The organism is Rickettsiella massiliensis 20B (genome assembly GCF_000257395.1).
GTDB classification, from domain to species: domain Bacteria; phylum Pseudomonadota; class Gammaproteobacteria; order Diplorickettsiales; family Diplorickettsiaceae; genus Diplorickettsia; species Diplorickettsia massiliensis.
In genome coordinates this window covers 95,560-110,660 of record NZ_AJGC01000001.1, presented here as the reverse complement: position 1 = coordinate 110,660, position 15,101 = coordinate 95,560, and the positions used below count along the sequence as shown (strand labels likewise).

The window sequence follows — 15,101 nt, the reverse complement described above, 5'->3', positions numbered from 1 at the left end:
CATCTTATTCAAATAAGATGTTTTACCTTTTTAGTTTATTAAAACTAGCAAAACAAAATCAGTTATATTTTTTATGCCGATATACGCTAATTGAAGGTAAAAAAGGGGTTTCTTCAATACTTTTATCTAATCTTGGCTTTCTCCGACTTCGCGTTTGGCTAAAACAAACTAAGGGTGGTACTAATTGAGGATCATGTAAATAAAAAAGCGGTAATGAAGCACGCAGTGATTCATAAACAGAACGATTATCCTCTTGTTTAAACGTAGCAATATTAATTACCCTAGCCTGGCTTTATTTTACGATGTTTCACTAACGGTGTTTTATGATGCAAACGTTGCAGTTTTTTGCGTTGAATTTCAATGTGTTTACCCTTCCCGACTTTACGAAGTAAGGCATCCGATTCTTCAATTGATAAACGCTTACTGGCAGTATGGATTCCTTGAACCCAAGCAATTCGACGCGGGTGATATTCAATAAAAGGAAGATTACGCATCACTTGTTTTAATCTTAGGCCAGGATAACCGGCTTTAGCTAATAACTGTCTTGCCCAAGCCGTGGTATCTCTTTTTTTATCCTGGTGTTCTTCATGATATTGTTTAAGTTGAGCACGAAATGCTTCCTTTGCTTCATTTACTTTTTTATTAATACCAGCGTATCGTGAGTCACCGCAACCACTCCAGGACATCGATAGGTCTCTTGGGGAGACAAGCCGGGTGTCGATGTGAAATGTGTCAATGCAAAAATAATTTTTTCACGATCATTAATGAAGTCCCCTTCCCCATCATCGACCCATACTGGAAGCTTATTTAATTTTTGACAAAGATCTTGGGTTAACCTCGTCAAATTTTGGCCGATCGATTCAAAAATAGCGATAATTTTTTGGGCTGCGATAACCATAATATTTTACCTTTTCATTTAGAATTGAAATCGAGAGATTTATTATAGAGTATAAACTAAACTTAGTTATGGGATAATATTTTTAGTTAAAAATACACATAAAAAATAAAACATCCCTAGGATGTTTTTCTTCGTTAGATGAATAAGTTTATATTTGTTTATGTAAAGGTAAAGGTGTCGTTAATCAAGAGTTTTATTGCATAGAGCATTTCTATGGGTTATAAATAAATATTTTGATTATGGGATAAATATTGGTGTCGAGTTTAAACACTCAACGCAAGAAATTAATCAATAGTATTAATTAAATCTTTTAACGTAAATACTGAGTGCAGACGGATATTATTCTGGGTCAAAGCCCCGCGTCCACCCTGCTCCCTATCAACCAAACACACTGCATCGGTAACGACTAAACCATTATTCTTTTAAAATAGTTTGTACCGTAATTTTTATTTTCTTTACGACAGATGACCATCGGTAAATCTTGATTTAACGCAATACAAGCGGCTAAAGGCAACGCCGTATAAGCAATCCCACATAATAAACGAGGTTCTAAAGACTGTATAACTTCCCATAAGGCCATCGCAGCCGTCTTCCATACCAAAGGGTAAGCAATTAATGTTCGTAAATCGACGTAAATCGGTGATTTTTCGCCACTACGCAAAGTAAATTCACCTTTTTTAATCGCTTTAATCTCAACGAGTGACTGGGCGAGCGTATTTTTTACATTATTAATAGACATATATCGTTTCACAAGGTTTGTTATTTATTCAGAGAAAAGGATGCACAACCAAAAAGATTTTATCCTTCTTGCTCCGACACCTGATCACTCGTTCCATTCAAGATTTCTTCCTCAATACGTTCCAAACCAACCAAGGTCTCACCTTCATTTAAGCGAATCAAGCGTACACCCTGCGAGTGTCTTCCAGCACTACGAATTTCTTCCACGCGCGTACGGACCAATGTTGCTTTATTAGTAATCAGCATCACTTCGTCTTGTGGAAAGACTTGTACCGCCGCCACAACACGACCTGTTTTTTCAGTCGCCTTTAACGCCACGACACCACTTCCACCACGCCCTGTTAGACGATGCTCTTCAATTGGCGTTCGTTTGCCATAACCTTGACTGGTTGCGGTTAAAATCTGTCCGTCGGCTTGCGCAATAATTAAGGAAATTACCTGTTGCTTAGTCTGTAATTTTACACCGCGAACACCACACGCACCGCGTCCCATTGTGCGTACTTGATTTTCGTTAAAACGAATTACTTTCCCGGCATCCGTAAAGAGCAATACATCTTGTTGTCCATCAGTTAACGAAACGCCCACTAAACGGTCGCCTTCTCGTAGTTCAATGGCAATAATGCCGTCATTTCGTGGTCGAGAAAAATCGGTTAAGCTGGTCTTTTTCACAGTTCCCTTCGCCGTTGCCATAAACAACGTTTGCTCAGGACGATACTCACTAATCGGTAATACGGCATGAATACGCTCATTTTCACTTAAGTTGAGTAGATTCACGATCGGTCGGCCTTTTGCAGTACGGCTTCCTTCCGGCACTTTATATACTTTCAACCAATACACTTTACCTAGGCTGGAAAAACAAAGGAGCGTTGCGTGCGTATTGGCAATTAATAAATGTTCGATAAAATCTTCTTCCTTAACACCCCTGAACTTTTTCCACGTCCACCACGACGTTGTGCTTGAGAAAGCGTTACGACCACTTCTTGTTCAGGAACTAAATCAATTTCGTTGATCTCTGCGTCCACGGTAACAATTTCTGTACGCCGTGAATCCGCAAATTCTTCACGTGCAGCAAGCAATTCTTCACGAATGACACAGCGTAAACGTTCAGCATTATTTAAGATTTCCAATAAATTAGTAATGAGTTGTAATTGCTCACGATACTCATTCAAAATTTTATCTTGTTCTAAGCCCGTCAAACGATGTAAACGTAAATCCAAAATCGCTTGTGCTTGTTCAGGCGTTAAACGATAGCGCTGTGTTTGTTCATCTAAACCATATCCATCCGCGACTAGACGCATCAACGGATTTTCATTCAAGCTTTGTTGCGCTTTACAAAGCATATCGGCTACGATACCCAGCTCCCAATCTTGCTTTAATTTTAGCGGTTGCAGAATCTTTAGAAGCTTTGATTAAGGCAATCATCGGATCAATATTAACCAACGCAATACCTAATCCCTCTAAAATATGTGCCCGTTCACGTGCCTTACGTAAATCAAATAAAGTGCTACGAGTCACCACTTCACGGCGATGCGCTAAAAATTCTTCTAAAAACTGCTTCAATGTTAAAACGGCAGGTCGTCCTTTGACGAGGGCCACCATATTAATTCCAAAAGTCACTTGTAAAGAAGTTTGATCAAATAATTGATTCAATAAAATTTCAGGATTTTCACCCCGACGCACTTCAATCACAATTCGCATCCCTTCCTTATCGGACTCATCACGCAAAGCAGTAATGCCTTCGATACGCTTCTCTTTTACTAATTCAGCAATCTTTTCAATTAATTTCGCTTTGTTTACTTGGAAAGGCAGTTCTGTCACCACGATGCGCTGTTTATTCGAATTCCAATTCCGTCCGTGCGCGGACAAACACACGTCCTCGACCGGTTTGATACGCTTGGATAATTCCTTGACGCCCATAAATTAAGCCGGCAGTTGGAAAATCTGGCGCTTTAACAAATTGCATCAATTCATCAATAGATAATTCTGGATTATCAATCAGCGCCACACACGCATCAATGACTTCTCCCAGATTATGAGGTGGGATATTGGTGGCCATACCCACCGCAATGCCTGAAGAACCATTGACCAATAAATTGGGAATACGGGTCGGTAAAACCGTCGGTAGCTGCTCAGTTTCATCATAGTTAGGTACGAAATCAACGGTTTCTTTTTCTAAATCAGCCAACAGCGCATGGGCCAATTTAGACATTCGGATTTCGGTATAACGCATCGCTGCAGGCGCATCACCGTCAACTGACCCAAAGTTACCTTGACCGTCAATGAGTACTGAACGCATAGAAAAAGTTTGTGCCATACGGACAATGGCATCATAAATTGCGTTTTCACCATGAGGATGGTACTTACCGATGACATCCCCGGCAACACGAGCGGATTTCTTATATGCTTTATTCCAGTCGTTTCGTAGTTCACTCATTGCGTAAAGAACACGACGATGCACGGGCTTTAAACCATCACGAACATCTGGTAAAGCACGCCCAACAATGACGCTCATTGCGTAGGCAAGATAAGAATTTTTTAGCTCTTTTTCGATCGTTACCGAAATCACTTCATTGGCTACAAAGTCGGTCATAACACTTTATTTCACTGGAAAATTAGGGGGTAATTTTACCATAATTGATATAAAAAAGCAGCTCAATTGCCTGAGGCAGCAATAAAATAGAAAACGGGCTGAACGATAGAAATGTTGTTTTAGACGCTATAGAGAGAACAACGCAATATTGTTCTCTCTATCCGTGACACGGTTAATTAATCGCTGACGATTATTAGGTTATTTATCACCGTTCGTACTTACGGAAGGATCATTTGAACCGGCTGCATCCAACCCTTTATTGATCTCTTTATGTAAATCATTCTGATTGTTAGAAGCACCGTTTGGATCGACTTTAGAATTGTCCATCTTATCGGTAGGTGCTTTTGTCTCACCTGGATTCTGAGCATCGGAGCCGGTTGCCGGAGTCGTCGTACCATCCACCGTAGCCGGTGTTTTCGCATCCGGTGTGGTCGAAGTAGGGGGTACTTGCGTAGGCTCTGCTACATTGGTATTAGGCACGACATTTCCATTCTCTGAAGACGTTGCTGGGGGGCTGCTTCCTTGATCCTGGAGCGGCATAACGGTATCAATCTGGTCACCATTTGTTGTTTGTTTATCCTCAGATTTAGGGCCACAACCGGCCACTAACGCGGTCGTCAACAACACTGAAACCAAAAGCTTCTTGTACATCAGCAGAATTCCTCTTTATAGGTAAAGTATGCTTAAATTTAAGCGTTAAGAAAAATCTTTCAGTCGAACCCCTCTTTTGCATACCTCTTAAGAAGAGAGAAGAGATACGAAAAACTAGTCAATCCAACTGAAAATAATCGTTTTTTTCAGGCTTTTTCTGACAAAACTCGATTCCTACGTTCAAAATACATCATTTATTATCAAATCACGTATTTTTTATAAGCCACGATAAGGATAGCAAAAGTTTCACTTAAAACAAACTATCCAATACAATTCGACCTAAATGAGTACAGCCCATCGTTGATAAATCCGGCTTCCCCACCCTTCAAAATGTGTTGCTAAGCCTCTAAATGCTGTTATAATGCCTCTAAATTTAGTTTTTTGTGGACTTTCTGTCGTCTCTATTGTAAAGACAGCAAGTTTAATTATTTAGTGACCCTACGGGGGTTATTAAATTACAAAATATGTGGCAGTTTAAAGCTTACTTTTAACCGTCACTTTTTAAAAGATACATCCAGCTTCTAAGTTTGTAGCTGTTATTTTGGGTCAAAAATACCCTGTTTAAGATTCAGGAATAGGTAAATATCCTAGTTTGAGTAAATCACTCGCTGAGTTGTTACCTCGATTTAGTAATAAAACATTACTCGAGAGTTTTCTGAGGATGCCCGTTGTAAAGCGTCAAACCCTTATTGAAATCAAATTTTTACACTCTAGTCCTTTAAAACTAGAGCCTGTACGAAAGAAAGGTGATATCCGTATTTTTAAAATAAAATGTAGGTATTATTCTGACAGAATACGGGTTAATAATGTTATGTAAAAATGCAATACGTGGCGCTTCGCTTTAACGACAAAAAATAAAGAATAACGACAGGACCTAAAATACAATCAAGCTTAGTTGGACCTTCAGTTAGATTAGGATTCAACGATGCAGAGAGAAAAGAACCGATTATTAATCAATGCGGCTCAACCTGGAGAAATACGGGTAGCCTTAATGGAAGACGAAAAACTTGCCGATTTAGATATCGAATACAGTGGTTGTGAACAAAAAAAATCAAATATTTATAAAGGGAAAATCAGCCGTATTGAACCCAGCCTTGAGGCCGCGTTTCTGAACGCCATGGCTTTTTGCCATTCAAAGAAATTGTCCCCAGCTATTTTAAATTTAAAAATCGTAATGATCTCCAAGCCATAAAAAATACCCTTAAAGTGGGTCAAGAGATTATGGTTCAGATTGAAAAGGAAGAACGTGGTAATAAAGGTGCGGCGTTAACGACTTATATTACTTTGCCAGGTAGTTATCTAGTTTTAATGCCGAATAATCCCGGTGCCGGAGGTATCTCGCGTCGGATTGAAGGCGAAGAACGCCGCAGCATGCAAGAACGCTTAAGCCAACTTCCAGTTACAGAAGGCATGGGTTTGATTCTCCGTACAGCCGGCGTGGGTCGTGAGTTAGACGAATTACAAGCCGATTTTAACTTATTGCTCCGTCAATGGGATGCCATTCAAGCCGCTTTTGTTGCACGTTCCGCCCCCTTCTTGATTTTTCAAGAAGGTGACCTGGTCACGCGTTCCTTACGTGATTATTTACGTCGAGATATTGACCAAATTATTATTGATGATCCATCTATTTATGAAAAAGTAAAGCAGTATATTGAACAAATTCGACCAGATTTTGTTTCGCGAATAAACTGTTATCAAAAGAAAACACCCCTATTTTTAGATTATGGTTTAGAAGATGCTGTAGAATCGGCTTTCAAACCAGAAGTTCGTTTGCCTTCCGGTGGCACCATTGTCATTAACCGTACGGAGGCTTTAGTTGCGATCGATATTAACTCTGGACGTTCGACACGCAATACCGATATTGAAGAAACAGCAATTAAAACCAATTTAGAAGCGGCGAAAGAAATCGCACACCAACTTCGCGTTCGTGATTTAGGTGGGTTAATTGTTATCGATTTTATAGATATGAATTCTGAAGAAAATAAACGTAAGGTCGAGAACTGTTTACGCGAAGCCACCAAGCATGACCGAGCACGTATTCAAATAGGCCGTATTTCGAGTTTTGGTCTTTTAGAGATGTCACGCCAACGTTTACGACACTCTCTGGGTAAAGGTAATGAAACACTGTGCCCTCATTGTAGTGGTCAAGGCACTATACGTAGTATTGAATCACTGAGTTTATCCTTGATTCGCTCTATCGAAAAAGAGGCCTTAAAAAAATCAACAATCAAAATTCAAGTTGAAGTGCCCGTTGAAATCATCACCTATTTAATTAATGAAAAACGTGGCACACTGGTCAAGCTAGAAGACCGATTATGAAGTAAAACTCGTTTTAATTCCTAATCCTCATTGGCACTCACCACAATTTAAAGTCACGCCCATTTCTAAAAACAAGTTGGATACTCATCGAGAAACCTCTACCCATCATAGCTATGAATTGATTGAAGATTATGCTCAAAAATCGGTGACACCTGTCCATTACAACGCGACTATACCCAAGTCAGAAGAACCGGCTGTTAAATCAATGGTTTTAACAGGTAGAAAATATAAATCGAAAACAAAATTAAGTTTACTGGGCCGTCTTTTTTCATTATTAACTGATTTAAAAAAACTAAAAAAATAAAGGATATCGATTCAATAAAAGATAAAACCAATCATCATATAGAATCGACATCAAAAACACCCGCAAGCTCGTCTAATCGTAGGTCCGTTGGCTCTTCTACCAAAACTTCAAACAACAATAGTGAAGATCTTTCTCATCGAACCGCGCCTTCTTCTCGTTCACGTAATCGTAGAAAACGAGGAAACCCAACATCACGTTCGGGAAGTGGTATACAAAACCCACTCACTCAGACTGAGCGCTATAAAAATAATCAGGTAAAACAACAAACTACCGCGACTTTAGAAAAGAAAACAACCAATCGATCGCAAAATCAACGACGATCTGTCGCACGATCGATTGCTAATTCAGAAAGCCGTTCAACAATCGTTACAGCACCAGATCCAGATGCTGCGACAACCATTAAAACGCCTTCTAATCCAACCACCACTTTGCCTGAAAAACAAGCTATTTCAATTATAGAAGTCGTAGAGTGTGTAAAACCTTCGATTGTCAAAGAAGCTAAAACAATACCTGTCTGTGTTGTCGCGCCCACTACACCCCCAACTACAATTTCTTCTCTAGTTGAGTCTTTTGAGAAAAAAGTATTAACCTCTCCTCCTATCAATACACTCAAGTCGCATCGCTCTACTATACGTCGCTATGGTGGTGAACCAAAATTACGTCAACGTCATTTTGGACATCCCAAAAAAGAAGAATCACAGAAATAATCCTGACACCAAATAGACTCTCTGAAGAGAGTCTATTTGGATAAAAAATTATTTATTTAGCGAGTATCATAAATATATAAAATGATTGAATTCTTATGCAATATCGACTCTCTGAGTCTATCCCACCCCCAATACCCTATCCATTCATATTTTTTAAGATTTTCTAATTGAATTGAGTTCGAACTAATTTGGGGATCTAGATGGCCCAAATTTTTCATGAGCATCCACACTCTGTTTATCTGTTCAGACTCGAGTGATGTCTCGCTATATTAATTATGAGGCAATATTTTACTCAATTTCTATTTTTGAGATATCTAAAACGTACGATATTATCTTTTTTGTAAAAAATTTTTTGCCTATAAAAATATTTTTCCTTATAATTATTTTTATAAAAAATTTAAAATAAACAATGGAATGTTATCATGCAAGAATTTTTTGATTTAACAACCTGCGACACTCGTAACGGATCCCTACCTAATCTCACTCAAGTTATTAACTCTATAAAAGTTGATCCTTTTAAAAATCTTTGGAATATCTATTTCGAGAATTGTATTAATTCGGATAGGTATAGATCAAATAAAAATATAAATTTTATGGCATTATCAGAAGATTACAGTCTATTTTTACAAAGCTTACTCATAAGCGTTTTAGAATCATTAGATAAAGAGCATATAGAGCCTGAATTATCTAAAATCTCTGAAAAATTATTAACGACGTCTCCTGAAGATTTTTTTTTATTAAATAATATAGAAAGAATACCTTTTTTATATTAGTGGTCATTCGAAGGATACTGTATTGACAACCATGAGCAATGCAAAATTAAATACTATTAATAATGAAAATTTCTTTAATAGTCTACTAAAAAGTGCCTATAAAAAATTTTCTCTACAAAACTTTATTAAGTTTATTTCTCATAAAAATCATTTAGGAATGACCGCTTTACTGATTTCAATACGATCAGTAAAAAAAGATTTCGTAAGTCAATTACTTCTATATATGAAAAAAATCATATTAAGAGATATAGACCATTCACATGATTTATATGATTTGTTTTTTAATCAAAATTATATTACTTCATCGAATAAAATCTATTCTTTAATAAATAGCGCTATTATAACTAATAATGACCATATTTTTAGTACACTTATGGAGGGTATTGAAGAAATTTATGAAATTAAACATCCTCTTTATTTGAAATTTATAAATAATAATTTACCTACTTCACCTATTGTTCTTACTTCAATTTTAGCACAAGATGAAAATTTTCGTATCTTAGTTGAAAAGGCTAGCATAGCTTATGAAGACCAGCCATTAGAATTAGTAAACTATTTGTCTCAAAAAGAGCTATTTAAAAAAAATATTTTAGAAATAGTTTCAGTACAGCATCTTATCCTCAAGTTGACTAACCAACCGAAAAATATTGAAATACTCAACGCATTCTTACACTCTCCTATTGATAAATCTATTATAGATCAATTAGATGATAATCGAGCGAAGAATGGAGCATATTCTATCAATATATTTAATTCACTTATCGATGCTTTATTAAAAGTATCTAATAATAATGAATTAATTTTTGATTATTTTACTATTTCTAATTCAAAAGGAGAAATTTTTCTACATCTTATAGATAATAATGATATGAGTGATGATAGTCTGTTAGTTCTTATTTTAAATAAAATAAGAACTATTTTTCATACAGATACCCATAAATTTTTAAAAATTATAAATTATAGAGATTTTCGAGGGTTCACACCTTTTTTAGTAACTAAATCAAGTGAAGAAAAAAAGAACGTTTGTAATCTATTAACAACTAATTATAATGACATGATTGATCAAAAAGCGCGTCCTTATAATCAGCTTCCATTAGCTAATGAGGTTAATTTTTTTAACATTAATTATATACAAAGTGATTCACAAACATATTCGAATATACTTGGTATTGATCAATTAAAAAAAGAAAGTATGTTCTCGCTTTTTTCCTACCTATTTCAAAATACTGATGCACAAGCTTTAAATGCATGTGTTCAAGATATTATATATAATAAACCGAATATTTTACAACTGGATCAAGAAGAAAGAGAGCAAATTGCTATTTATCAAAAAGCTATTGATGATTTTTATAATTATATATTAGCTCATCAATCACTGCTGAGTGATGAGAAAAGAAGAGGGTATACCTCAGACAGCATCAATACTATAAATTCCACGTTAACAGAACTATTTATTAATAATTCATATCAATATGTTTTATTATGTAAAAGTAGCGTAGATACGCTTTTGATAGGAAAATCTACCCTTAATTATTATTTTTTTTCTCATAGCTTATTTTCTCCTACGAAAAATTTTTTATTTACCTTTTTAGATAATACTTACCACATTTCAGCGTGGATAAAAAAATATTTTTTTATCGATCGTTCCGAAAGTAAACAAGAAGTCATATTTCATCCTTTTAATTTTTTCAAAAATTCAAGTCATGCTAACTTATATGGTATTGATTTTAATCAAAATTACCAACACTACGGAGATAAGTTAAATCAACTTAACTTAACAATCATAATTACAGATAAAATGTTACCCGAACAAAAAATACTTGGTCTCCCAATTAAATTTATTCAAGAGTTTTTTGCTATTGATACCCTATTTATTAATATTGAAAAATTTAAAAATCATCAAAAAATTTTTTTGATGATTTTTCTGAAAAATTAAGTTTTAGAGTAGAAAAACTAGAGAGTTCTTTTTTTAAGCTCAGTCATGAAGAAAAGGTTGCTCTTCAATATATTTTAATAATGTATCCAAATATTTCCTTTGAGAGATATGAGGAATATTTTAAAGCTTTACAGGATAGAATAGACTATATAGAACTTCAAAAGTTATTCTTTGAATTTTATGGTGAAATACTTCTAAGTAAAATACGAGAAGAAAAATTCAATATTACTCAATTGACTCTCCATGATTTATATAAAATTAGTTATGATTGCCATATAAAAGCGATTAATGAAAATAATAGTGATTTTATTGATGAATTAAAAAAAATTCATGGTGAAGAAAAGATTTTATCTTTTATATATAATGAAAAGATAAAATCTTTGATCACTGATTTAAAAAAAATTAGAACACGTCGACAGCTTGATTTTTTTAAAAAGTTTTTATTCCCTATTCCGAGTTCTCTTCCTTATGCAATTAGAGCGATAATGAAAGCTACGACAAATCAATCAGCGACTGTTGATTTTTTGACAACTATTACACCTTGGCTTGATCTATTTGTAGAACCTTTTTTTGACGCTACTGATAAATGGTTAGCTAAATATTTACGCGTCTTTTATAAAGATAAAAGAAGACTGTCCTAGATGCGCTGAAGGTCTATCTAAAATTTACAAAAATTTTCCTATATTTAGTATAGGAGTAATGACTTTATCATTGATACAAGATGTTATTCCTGAGTGTATCTTTTCCGAAAAAAACAAAAATAATCATTATTGTATGCACATGAGTGTATATATGTTTTTATCTTATTTTCTTGCTATCGAAGAGACAATAAATCCTATCCAACTAGAATCAATTAAATATGGTTTTATAAGCTTACTTATGTTAGTTTCATATGGGATTGGCATTGAAACGTATTACAACTTAAAAGAAATAATTGATGGATTTAATTTATCCAAACTTGGATTGCTTGAAAAAAGCTATTTAGCGCTTAATACGGCTATTGGTTCGGTTTCTCCTGATAATTTTAATTATACAACCGTAGGAATTGACTCAAAAGATCTTATATTTGCAGCATTTGAAAGATTTATTGATGATCATGGCCAAAAAATATAATCTTGATTATAAATATGCTGCATTTTCAATACCCAATATAGAAGATAAACCTAAAAATAAAATATCGCCAGATAGAAAATATTTCCCAATATTTAAGATAAAAAAATTATCTAATTTTGAATTTATTTTTACTAAAAATACCACTTTTTGCCATGACCCAAGAAGTATTAAAATTACACCCGATCATAAAGAAAAATTTTCTGAAGAATATGATATTAGTATAGGAACCTTTATGGGTTTTCCTAAATCTAAGGAAAAAAAATGTTCAAAAGGCGAGCTTATAACGGCTCCTTATATACCTAATGCAGACAATGATGCTAAAGCGATTATTTTATCGAATATCTTACCAGAATCAAAACGCAGGAAATTAGTTGTGAGTTCTGCGAATTATTTATTTGGTCTTATTGATCCCGCTACTATTAATAATTATACCTGGATATTCCAAGAAGACTATCAAAGATCGAAATTGTATAAAAAAGAAGTGATTGGTTTTATTGTGAAAAGAATTCTACCTTTAGAAGAAACAGAAACTCCTCATATATCTAGAATTAAAATTACTGGTCCAGGGCTTGCACGTCCTGATGTTTATAAAAATATCTATTCAATCAACTTTAATATTCATCCTTTTCCACACAGAAATCATTCAGAGACAATCTTTGAGCTTGTAGAGGATATACCTATTGAGCATTTTTTGGGATTTTCTGAATCAGAACTGAAGTATACTTTTTATTTTGATGAAGATAGAGTGACAAATAAAAAAGGATTAAGTGTTATTAATTTAAAGAAGATAAAAAACTTAACTCTTTGTTTTAAAAATCACTATGTTACTACAGAAAGTTCAATTTTTTCTATTCCTTGTAATAATACATTTATACTTCAAGATATATTAGTTAATGCTACCCGCCCGTTTCACTTATCTCGGCCCGCCTGTGATTATAACTTTTATCATACTCACTTTGAGGTTAAATTAGTAACTAATATGCAATTCACCTATAATAATACTTTAGAATTCAGAGCAGAATCTTTTGATACGGGAACGTTTACGGGTGAACTATTAGACATTTATATTAAAAACAAGAAATATTTTCATTACCTAGTAATATTACTTTTGATCAGATTACTGTCATACCAAGTAGCGAGCATTTAAAATTACAATTCAATTTAGATAACGACATAGCGATATTAACTTTAAGTTTAGAAAAATCTGCTAAATATTTAGACAATTATTCTCAAAGGATTGAAGGTTATTGGTCAAAAAATAACAATTATACAAAGACTTATCTCGAGTTTTCAAAAAAGAAAGAGCAAGCTTGGAAAACTAAACTTATCATAGTGGAAATAAAAATTGAAAAACCTTATTCTATGATTGAATCACAGGCAATAAGTATGAATCAAAATAATCATTATGATGAGATTGTATTTGACAGGTATATTTTTAATAATTATTTCTATTTCCCAAGAGAAAATGATAATGATATTGTAATAACAGGTGATTTTACTAGCTATTTATGTACTTTATTTAACAACAGGAGATGAACCTGATGAAAACTCAACGATTATATTCTTAAATTCAAAAATTAACCTCGTGACGATAAATAATGTCTCTTATTTTATTAATTTTGAATATAAAAGTTTATTAGCAGTTAATATAATAGGATCCTTAACAAGGCCCTTACTCGCTCCATTTAGAATACAAGATAGCCTTGAAAATTATTCAAAGATAACTCCAATAAATTCATTTTCGAATTCGACAAGATTTATTACATTACTTCAATTTGATGATGAACTGGTTACATTGCGCTATTTTAATTATTATCAATTTTTTACTAAAAGGGATCATCTCCAATTATCAAAACTTACGCAAGATAAGCTTGAAGTAGATATAAATCAAAATTCAAAAATAATGGAAGAAGCCATTACTTCAAGCGCAACAAGACCAGAAAGCTGGTTAAACTCATTGTTTAAATATTTCCTGAACATAAAAAACGATTTTAAACCGGCAGTTTTTGATGTAGATCTTCCAAAAAATCCAACAAGTAAAGAATCCTCTATAAAATTAGATCACTTCCCTAAAGAAAGTACTGCTAAAGTAGCCATGCTAGAGGACACATATTCTAAACCAACGTTGTGTCCCATTGAATTTAACGGGCATCCTAGCATCTATTTTGAAGGTGAAAATACCCATGCTTTTTATGTGCCAAAAATTTATGTGAATCCGCTTGATCAATTCAATAAACAACTTCCTCTATTGCAAGTGTTACTCCACGAAGGGAAAAAGATTTATCATTGGTTTAAGCATCTTTTCAATGAAAGAAGTGATCAATCTAAATACTTAGCAGAAGAATATGCGAATACTTTTTTAACTAATCAAACAAAAAACTCATGGAAAGAAGACTTAAAAAGTATAGAGAAACAATTCAATGAGATCGATAGATTAGGTAGAGGAAAAGTTGATATACGTTGGATGAAGCATATTTTCGAAAATAGAAAAGAGGAATATCAATATTTAAATCAACTTACTGAACAAAATTCAGAAATAACAAGTACTTTTACTGAAAATTTACAAGCTTTACTAGCAGAGCTAGCAGAAATTAAAGAGAATCTTTTAAATTATAAGAAAGAGACTGTATTAACCAATAGATCGATCCCCCTATTTTTTTTAATACATATGAAGAAAACCGAAGAATAGCCGATTGTAATGTCATTGGCTTAAATTCGAGAAGTTCTGAGTCTAAACCTAATGAGCGTAATACATTAATGAGATTTTGTTAAAGCCATCGGGTAACTTTCAACCACTCGCTTGTTATCACTGATGTAAGCTATAACGCCTAGTTCATTTTTCTTGATGATACTATATCAAGAAAAATGAACATAGCCTTTAACACAAAGGTTCGGATAAATATAAGCTTGTTTTCCTTTTTTAGACCACGCATATTTACTCCTTGTTTTAAAACAACCGCCGCCTTGTATGCCCATTTTCTCAAAAGTCCGCTTATCCTAGTTTAATAGGTAAAAAATAAATCAATAAAGGCTTGATTCATCTCTCACTCAATGGATCTCCAATTATTTTTT

14 protein-coding genes and 1 pseudogene are annotated in these 15,101 nt (G+C 34.1%); 10 read left to right on the top strand and 5 right to left on the bottom strand.

All coding sequences use genetic code 11. The features are described from left to right. Positions 1 to 281: 281 nt before the first annotated feature. The 5 genes and pseudogenes from S3O_RS0100690 to S3O_RS0100655 form a co-directional block, all read right to left on the bottom strand. On the bottom strand, positions 282 to 686 hold the full coding sequence (locus tag S3O_RS0100690) for a hypothetical protein (protein ID WP_010597120.1): 405 nt from the start codon (positions 684 to 686) through the stop codon (positions 282 to 284). Beyond that, positions 632 to 898, bottom strand: coding sequence for a hypothetical protein (locus tag S3O_RS0100685; protein WP_010597119.1), 267 nt, complete (start codon positions 896 to 898; stop codon positions 632 to 634). The genes S3O_RS0100690 and S3O_RS0100685 overlap by 55 nt, the downstream gene beginning before the upstream one ends. Positions 899 to 1,304: 406 nt before the next feature. Next, complete coding sequence (locus S3O_RS0100680) at positions 1,305 to 1,637, bottom strand: type I phosphoribosyltransferase (RefSeq protein ID WP_010597118.1); 333 nt, start codon at positions 1,635 to 1,637, stop codon at positions 1,305 to 1,307. Positions 1,638 to 1,696: 59 nt separating this feature from the next. Continuing rightward, a pseudogene (gene gyrA, locus S3O_RS18420) lies at positions 1,697 to 4,226 on the bottom strand (DNA gyrase subunit A). Between the two features lie 198 nt (positions 4,227 to 4,424). Then, positions 4,425 to 4,877 (bottom strand): hypothetical protein, encoded by a 453-nt coding sequence (locus S3O_RS0100655; protein ID WP_010597116.1) that lies wholly within the window; start codon positions 4,875 to 4,877, stop codon positions 4,425 to 4,427. A gap of 925 nt (positions 4,878 to 5,802) precedes the next feature. Here S3O_RS0100655 and S3O_RS17845 point away from each other — a divergent pair. From S3O_RS17845 to S3O_RS0100615, 10 genes are all read left to right on the top strand, one after another. Further along, entirely contained in the window at positions 5,803 to 6,069 is a 267-nt protein-coding gene (locus S3O_RS17845) for a ribonuclease E (protein WP_010597115.1), read from the top strand. Beyond that, complete coding sequence (locus S3O_RS12975) at positions 6,003 to 7,196, top strand: Rne/Rng family ribonuclease (RefSeq protein WP_083827573.1); 1,194 nt, start codon at positions 6,003 to 6,005, stop codon at positions 7,194 to 7,196. The genes S3O_RS17845 and S3O_RS12975 overlap by 67 nt, the downstream gene beginning before the upstream one ends. A gap of 76 nt (positions 7,197 to 7,272) precedes the next feature. Then, positions 7,273 to 7,500 carry a hypothetical protein gene (locus tag S3O_RS17840; protein WP_010597113.1) on the top strand — a complete coding sequence of 76 codons (228 nt, stop codon included), beginning with the start codon at positions 7,273 to 7,275 and terminating at the stop codon, positions 7,498 to 7,500. Positions 7,501 to 7,928: 428 nt separating this feature from the next. Then, complete coding sequence (locus tag S3O_RS16895) at positions 7,929 to 8,207, top strand: hypothetical protein (protein WP_156792663.1); 279 nt, start codon at positions 7,929 to 7,931, stop codon at positions 8,205 to 8,207. A 422-nt stretch (positions 8,208 to 8,629) separates the two neighbouring features. Further along, positions 8,630 to 8,980: a hypothetical protein gene (locus S3O_RS0100640; RefSeq protein ID WP_010597111.1), complete on the top strand. Its 351-nt coding sequence runs from the start codon at positions 8,630 to 8,632 to the stop codon at positions 8,978 to 8,980. A gap of 22 nt (positions 8,981 to 9,002) precedes the next feature. Continuing rightward, on the top strand, positions 9,003 to 10,916 hold the full coding sequence (locus S3O_RS0100635; RefSeq protein ID WP_156792662.1) for a hypothetical protein: 1,914 nt from the start codon (positions 9,003 to 9,005) through the stop codon (positions 10,914 to 10,916). Between the two features lie 80 nt (positions 10,917 to 10,996). Further along, positions 10,997 to 11,557: a hypothetical protein gene (locus S3O_RS0100630; RefSeq protein ID WP_010597109.1), complete on the top strand. Its 561-nt coding sequence runs from the start codon at positions 10,997 to 10,999 to the stop codon at positions 11,555 to 11,557. Between the two features lie 151 nt (positions 11,558 to 11,708). Next, complete coding sequence (locus tag S3O_RS0100625; RefSeq protein ID WP_029463565.1) at positions 11,709 to 12,029, top strand: hypothetical protein; 321 nt, start codon at positions 11,709 to 11,711, stop codon at positions 12,027 to 12,029. Next, entirely contained in the window at positions 12,013 to 13,176 is a 1,164-nt protein-coding gene (locus tag S3O_RS0100620; RefSeq protein ID WP_156792661.1) for a hypothetical protein, read from the top strand. Before S3O_RS0100625 ends, S3O_RS0100620 begins: the two co-directional genes overlap by 17 nt. A gap of 342 nt (positions 13,177 to 13,518) precedes the next feature. Next, positions 13,519 to 14,718, top strand: a complete 1,200-nt coding sequence (locus S3O_RS0100615; protein ID WP_010597106.1) for a hypothetical protein — start codon at positions 13,519 to 13,521, stop codon at positions 14,716 to 14,718. The last annotated feature ends 383 nt before the right edge of the window (positions 14,719 to 15,101 follow it).